Source organism: Xenorhabdus eapokensis, from assembly GCF_001908105.1.
This window is the reverse complement of record NZ_MKGQ01000017.1, coordinates 69,844-75,487: the sequence shown is the minus strand read 5'-3', so window position 1 is coordinate 75,487 and position 5,644 is coordinate 69,844. Positions and strand designations below refer to the sequence as shown.

The window sequence follows — 5,644 nt, the reverse complement described above, 5'->3', positions numbered from 1 at the left end:
ATTAACCTCGGAAAGCTTGCGGGTTGGTACGATTCAAAACGTAATGGTCGAGTAGGATGGGAAAGACTATGGGAAGGATGGTTCATATTACAAACCATCTTTGAGGGTTACTTGCTTGCACAGTCTCTTGAGCTATAGATGTGATCAAGAGACAGATTTATCACAGGCTTTATGCGATGAGCTGGAAGCGGAAGGCGTTACGTTAATTACGAATGTCCGTAGCAACATGAAAGCCAAAGCGTTATCGCTCTGGGATAGGTTGATGTTAAGAAGACGATTTTTGATAGAAACGGTCATTGATCAGCTCAAAAATATTTCTCAGATAGCGCATTCAAGACATCGTAGTCAGCTCGGTTTTCTGCTGGAAATCGCCGCAGGTCTCATTGCTTATACATTCCAACCTAAAAAACCGAGCTTGAATTTACGGGATAATGATATCGCTATTTTTAAACGAAGCTGAGGTTACATAAGGCTCGCGCCCCGGCCGTCTCAGGGCACAATTGCGCTTCAACATCGCTAGATCCTGATTATCGACCAGCAATTCTATTTTGGTGACGCCCGCTTCCTGCTGGCATTGGCGCTGCGCGGCTTTGCGTTCTGCGGGGGATTTTGCCATTGAGTTTATTCTCCCTGATTACCCGCGTGGATGAGGCAGGCGGCACAAAAACAGTGCGTCAAATACCTCTTTTGACCATGCTTTACGAAGTTGTTCTTCATCGAAACGATTTTCAGCATCATCAAACAACGTGACCGTATCGAAAAAAGCGGGTTCTCCCTTGATACAATTTTGGGTAAAAAACAGCTTATAAGCCATTTCGCCATTATCAAACGAATCTCTGGATGAATAAAAAGTACGATTCCACTTTTCATTTATCGAGAGAGCCAGTGCCAATTTCACTAACCGAATGGGATTATCTACCCAAGCCCACTCCGATACATACACATCACCATAAAGGCTAATAGGGCAACGTTGCCATTGCAGAGCAAGATGAAGCAGCTCAATGACTGGCTCAGGGAAGAGCTGATCCGGTTTGAGCCTTACTCGCTGGACGGGGACAGCTAATCCCTATTCTTGACTCAATTGCATGACCGTCTGTGAAGGCGGTCATTTTTTGTCTTAAAAAAGATGATTTCATATTGAAATAATGCAATGATGAAATTAGTGGTTAGTGCCGCCAATAAACATCAGCGCGCCAGTACTGGCGTTTGCTGGAGTGTTAGATCCTTGTTTGATCTTGCGGATTGGTGCGGAAAATGAACACATTATGCAGATAACACCTTGTTTCTATTATGTTTAATTTATCAACTAATACATATTGGTAGAATGTGGGGGATTTTTATGGTTCGCTTACTCACAAGTGATGAATATGTAGATGCATTTATTGTGTCCGAAAGATTAATGAGTACAACTTGGTTGAGATATAATTCTTCAGCGGGGACATCTATCTATTGTCCTGACTGCCCTTCTTATATTCGAGATGCCCGACGAGACCAATATCCCTGCTTAGCTTTATTCTATACTAGGGATATTATGCTGGATTTCGGCTACTATAGTTGGAATATTCGATTGATGTTATTTGAAAATCGCGCATGGAATTGGTCTAATGTCTATCAGCTATCTGAACGTATGCAATTCATCGTCAGGCGTGTTCAGCAGTATTGGGTCCCAAATTTTTGGCAGCAACCTTAAGTTATTTTCCTAATCCCGCTCACCCAAAGCGGGATTGATAATTGTATAGAGTGACATGTCACACCATCACTGTAGCGGTCAAGAACTACCGGACACATAACAAAGCCACCCATTGAGTGGCTGTTGACATTCATGCCGCTTCTTTTTCTTTTGCACACGCTTTCATAATTCTTTCAATAAGCTCTTGTTCAATCTTTATTTCAAAATCGGTAAATAAAGCAATTGGTTTGACATTTTTTCCATTCTTTTCCAACCGCACAAAACCATGCCGATTAAGTGTTTTTAACGTAGTTGACAAATTGCTAGGTTTTCTTCCTGAAAGCCCAGAAAGCTCGGCGATGGTTTCTGGCTTCTGTTCATCCATCATACGAAGTAAAGCAATATTGTTTTCACTCAATATTTGTGCCAGTGCTATCATAGATGTGAACCAAATTTTAGGCTCATCTGGCTGCGGTTTATATTCACCTTTAGCGATTGCCAATATACGTTTACGAATAAGTTCTTCATTCATTACGCCGATGAGTGCTTTCATTTTGCTAACCTCTAGATTCTCTCTCAGCCATGACTTCATCAATTTTAGCGAAAAAGTCCTCAATTAATTGATAAGGCGACATAAACTCATAGGGTACTCCTTTATCATGCGAATTTCTGTGCATATTGATCGTACACTATACGTCCCTTATATTTTCCTTTTTGAGGTGCAGAAATGGCATGCGCATTGTTTATGCCAAATACTCTGGTCTTGTGCTTGTCATGCAATGTCAGATTGTACCTAATTCCATGAGGTATCATCTTGGTTTTACTGACCGTCCATGCCCTTATTTCCCACCAGTAACCGTCATCTCTATTAACTCTTTGGCAATGAAGGTCCAATAAGATTTCTAGTCCATGTTCATAATCCACAATTAAAGCCCCATCATTATTATGAGCTAATCATATGTATATTCCCAGGCGATTTCAAGCAACGTATTTATTCTCATTTTTGTACGGATACCCTCAATCCCCATTATCCAATTGACTTTTAACAATAACGAAATGGATAATAAATCCACTATTTTTGGCCTTTCCATTTCATTTAGATGACTAGGTGGCGCACTATGTACGATAACTTGAAAAGTTTGGGGATCACACATCCTGAAGATATTGATCGCTATAGCCTCCGTCAGGAAGCGAATAACGACATTCTGAAGATTTATTTCCGCAAGGATAAAGGCGAATTCTTCGCCAAAAGCGTTAAATTTAAGTATCCACGCCAGTTAAAGACCATCTCTGACACACATTCAAGTCAGGGTTATAAAGAGGTCAAGGAGATCAACACCAACCTACGTTATGTCATTGAAGAGTTAGATCAGATTTGCAAACATGATCAGATCGAAGTGGATTTGCAACGCAAAATCCTTGACGACTTACGCCATCTCGAACATGTCGTTGCAAATAAAATTGCAGAAATTGAAGCTGACCTGGAAAAGCTGACCCGTAAGTAAATTATGTCAGTTTGTCATACACCGCTTATCCTCCTAATTCTCCAACTCAATAAAAGCATAAGCGGTGTAATAGCGTTTCCTTACAACAAAGTTCCCCACTCCTCAATCCAGCCTTGAGCAAAGGCTTCAGGTTCAGCTACCTCGATGGCATCAATCAGTAGCACCTCGCCGATCCGTTTGGCTCCCTGTTCCTGTAACAGTTCATCAAAAGTACGGCCACCCCCACAGAAAGTGTCATAACTGCTGTCACCTAACGCAATCACACCATAGCTCAGATCGGGCTGATAGCCCAACTTATCATTTAACTCTGTATAGAGCGGCTGGATATTATCCGGTAGATCACCTTGTCCCGTTGTCGAAGTGATCACTAAAACAACTTCCTGCAAATACTTTTGCCATTGTTCTAAGGTTGCATCTTCAAAAATTTCAACCTTATGCCCCTGCTGCTCAAGTATCTGCTGTGCCTCTTCCGCAACCGCTAACGCATTGCCATAAACTGTACCAACGAAAACACCAATCTTTGCCATAGATATTGATCTCTTTAATCGGTTTGATACTGCATTCATTCACGAATAGTCAGACATTCCAGATCAGGTACAATACCCTGCCAGCCAAATTGCTCAAGCAAATTCTGCCATGATTGATCCCAGCGCGCAGTGAGGAGAAGGCTCTCTCCTGTCACAGGATGCTTGAGTTGAAGGTGGCTGGCATGCAACATTAATCTGCCTGTCTGATAATATTTAACAACGCCTCGGTTTTGTCGCAAATCGCCATGCGTGGTATCCCCAATGATCGGGTGTCGAATATGGGCCATATGCCGCCGCAATTGATGCTTACGACCCGTTTTTGGCATCAATTCCACCAAACTGAAACGAGATGTTGGATAACGCCCTATTTCAACCGGACACTCAACTTTTGCCAATGAGCGATAATAAGTAACGGCTGGTTGCGCTTCTCTATCTGTATCCGCAAATTTATCCGCAATTTTATCCAACTGTTCCATTAGGGCATAGTCGATAATATCATCACCTTCAACATAACCCCGCACAACTGCGTGATACGTTTTTTGTATATTGTGGAATTCAAATTGTTGTGCCAGTGTCCTGGCGACTTCACTTGAAAGCGCCATCAATAAAACGCCCGATGTTGGCCTGTCCAGACGATGGACAGGGAAAACATGCTGTCCAATTTGATCACGCAATGTCTGCATCACAAAAACCGTTTCATGGCGCGCCAGCCAACTCCGGTGAACCAGCCAGCCAGCAGGCTTATTCACTGCGACAATATGCTTATCCTGATAAATAATCTCCAGCATATCAGGCATCCTGCGTAAACAGGTTGTCCAATGCCCGCAAGTGATCCAGTAAAGGAAAAAAACGCTCTGCGTCTTCTTTATAGGCTTCTTCAAAATACGGGGCGATGGCAAATGCGGTCGGCAAACCGGCTTTTTGTTCTATCAAGGCGCGCATCCTTGGAATTAATACCCACTGGAGCCACTCTTCTGCTGACATCGTATCAATGGAAAACGGTTTGGTGCTTTCAAAGGCTTCTGGTTTAGGCGGATAATTTTGCCATACACCTACCGTTTTCATGGTGGCTTCAATTAATTGCAATTTATGTAGAACTTGTTTCTCGATACTCATGATGTTTCGTCTGATGCTTGTCTGTTGCTCGGATGACAAAAATTGTCACCGTGTCATTAGGACATAAGAGTATCATTGATACGATTTCAGCGGAAAAGTTACGGCTGGAAAAATTGCGATAATAATTAACAGCAATTAGTCAAAAGCAAATAGTCAAAAGCAAATAGAAATGAAGTAAGAGGAGAGATTTTCCCTCTCCTCTTGAGTGGCTGTCATAGCAATCCTGCTACTTGGGGTGCTTCCTGCTGATTTCCCTGACAAAATACATCCCTGTCAGTTATCCTTTATTCAATCATTATACTGATAATTTTTAGCGTTCCTGCCTGTACCTAATCATCCTTTGTACCATCTTCCCGATGGATTTATTCCCTGGTTATTGTTTTGCAGTGGTTCCTTGCGGAACAGTGAAAGGATCTACGATCCAGCCTGTTGAAACAAGCCACTGAATCAGCATTGTAAGAGAGATGAAAAATTCACACCAAGGTAACATCACACATGTTATTGATATAAATTAAAAATAATTTTACTGAATAATATTCATGTTATGATTAAAAGAAATATCTCACGTGAAATGTGAGATATTTCTCACAAAAAAGCCAATTAATATCTGCAATTGACCTTACTACTACAGACGTAATTGCTCTGTCACCATAGGGTTATTCCGACGACGGTAATGACATTGTTGTGCATAGTATTGGTGTCGTCGTCGCCAGTCTGACCAATGTAAAATCTGTTCGACTGCCTCTCCCGTTTTTTCCATCAATTTTGACAACAGCTTACGCAGTTCCGGGATACTCAGGGCTACCCATCCTGTCGGTGTTTTTTTT

The 5,644-nt window shown here is 41.9% G+C and carries 7 protein-coding genes and 2 pseudogenes; 2 read left to right on the top strand and 7 right to left on the bottom strand.

Annotated features, from left to right (window positions below; all coding sequences use genetic code 11):
• Positions 1 to 157: 157 nt before the first annotated feature.
• Positions 158 to 460: pseudogene (locus Xedl_RS12445) on the top strand (transposase); the annotation flags it as partial.
• On the opposite strand, the gene Xedl_RS12440 reads toward Xedl_RS12445, so the two are convergent.
• The 3 genes from Xedl_RS12440 to Xedl_RS12430 all read right to left on the bottom strand — a co-directional run bounded on the left by Xedl_RS12440 (position 422) and on the right by Xedl_RS12430 (position 2,222).
• On the bottom strand, positions 422 to 616 hold the full coding sequence (locus Xedl_RS12440; RefSeq protein ID WP_074024088.1) for a hypothetical protein: 195 nt from the start codon (positions 614 to 616) through the stop codon (positions 422 to 424). The pseudogene Xedl_RS12445 and the gene Xedl_RS12440 sit on opposite strands and share 39 nt — an antisense overlap.
• A gap of 18 nt (positions 617 to 634) precedes the next feature.
• A complete protein-coding gene (locus tag Xedl_RS12435; RefSeq protein ID WP_143187429.1) occupies positions 635 to 943 on the bottom strand; it encodes a hypothetical protein in 309 nt (102 codons plus the stop codon).
• 877 nt (positions 944 to 1,820) lie between these two features.
• Positions 1,821 to 2,222, bottom strand: coding sequence for an HVO_A0114 family putative DNA-binding protein (locus Xedl_RS12430; RefSeq protein ID WP_074024085.1), 402 nt, complete (start codon positions 2,220 to 2,222; stop codon positions 1,821 to 1,823).
• 565 nt (positions 2,223 to 2,787) lie between these two features.
• On the opposite strand from Xedl_RS12430, the gene Xedl_RS12420 reads away from it, so the two are divergent.
• A complete protein-coding gene (locus tag Xedl_RS12420; protein ID WP_074024084.1) occupies positions 2,788 to 3,174 on the top strand; it encodes a DUF3461 family protein in 387 nt (128 codons plus the stop codon).
• Positions 3,175 to 3,254: 80 nt separating this feature from the next.
• On the opposite strand, the gene Xedl_RS12415 is transcribed toward Xedl_RS12420, so the two are convergent.
• The 4 genes and pseudogenes from Xedl_RS12415 to Xedl_RS27860 form a co-directional block, all read right to left on the bottom strand.
• Complete coding sequence (locus tag Xedl_RS12415) at positions 3,255 to 3,701, bottom strand: flavodoxin (protein ID WP_074024082.1); 447 nt, start codon at positions 3,699 to 3,701, stop codon at positions 3,255 to 3,257.
• A gap of 35 nt (positions 3,702 to 3,736) precedes the next feature.
• Positions 3,737 to 4,489 (bottom strand): tRNA pseudouridine(65) synthase TruC, encoded by a 753-nt coding sequence (gene truC, locus Xedl_RS12410; RefSeq protein WP_074024081.1) that lies wholly within the window; start codon positions 4,487 to 4,489, stop codon positions 3,737 to 3,739.
• A 1-nt stretch (position 4,490) separates the two neighbouring features.
• Entirely contained in the window at positions 4,491 to 4,817 is a 327-nt protein-coding gene (locus Xedl_RS12405) for a YqcC family protein (protein WP_074024079.1), read from the bottom strand.
• 625 nt (positions 4,818 to 5,442) lie between these two features.
• Positions 5,443 to 5,644 (bottom strand): annotated as a pseudogene (locus tag Xedl_RS27860) (hypothetical protein); the annotation flags it as partial.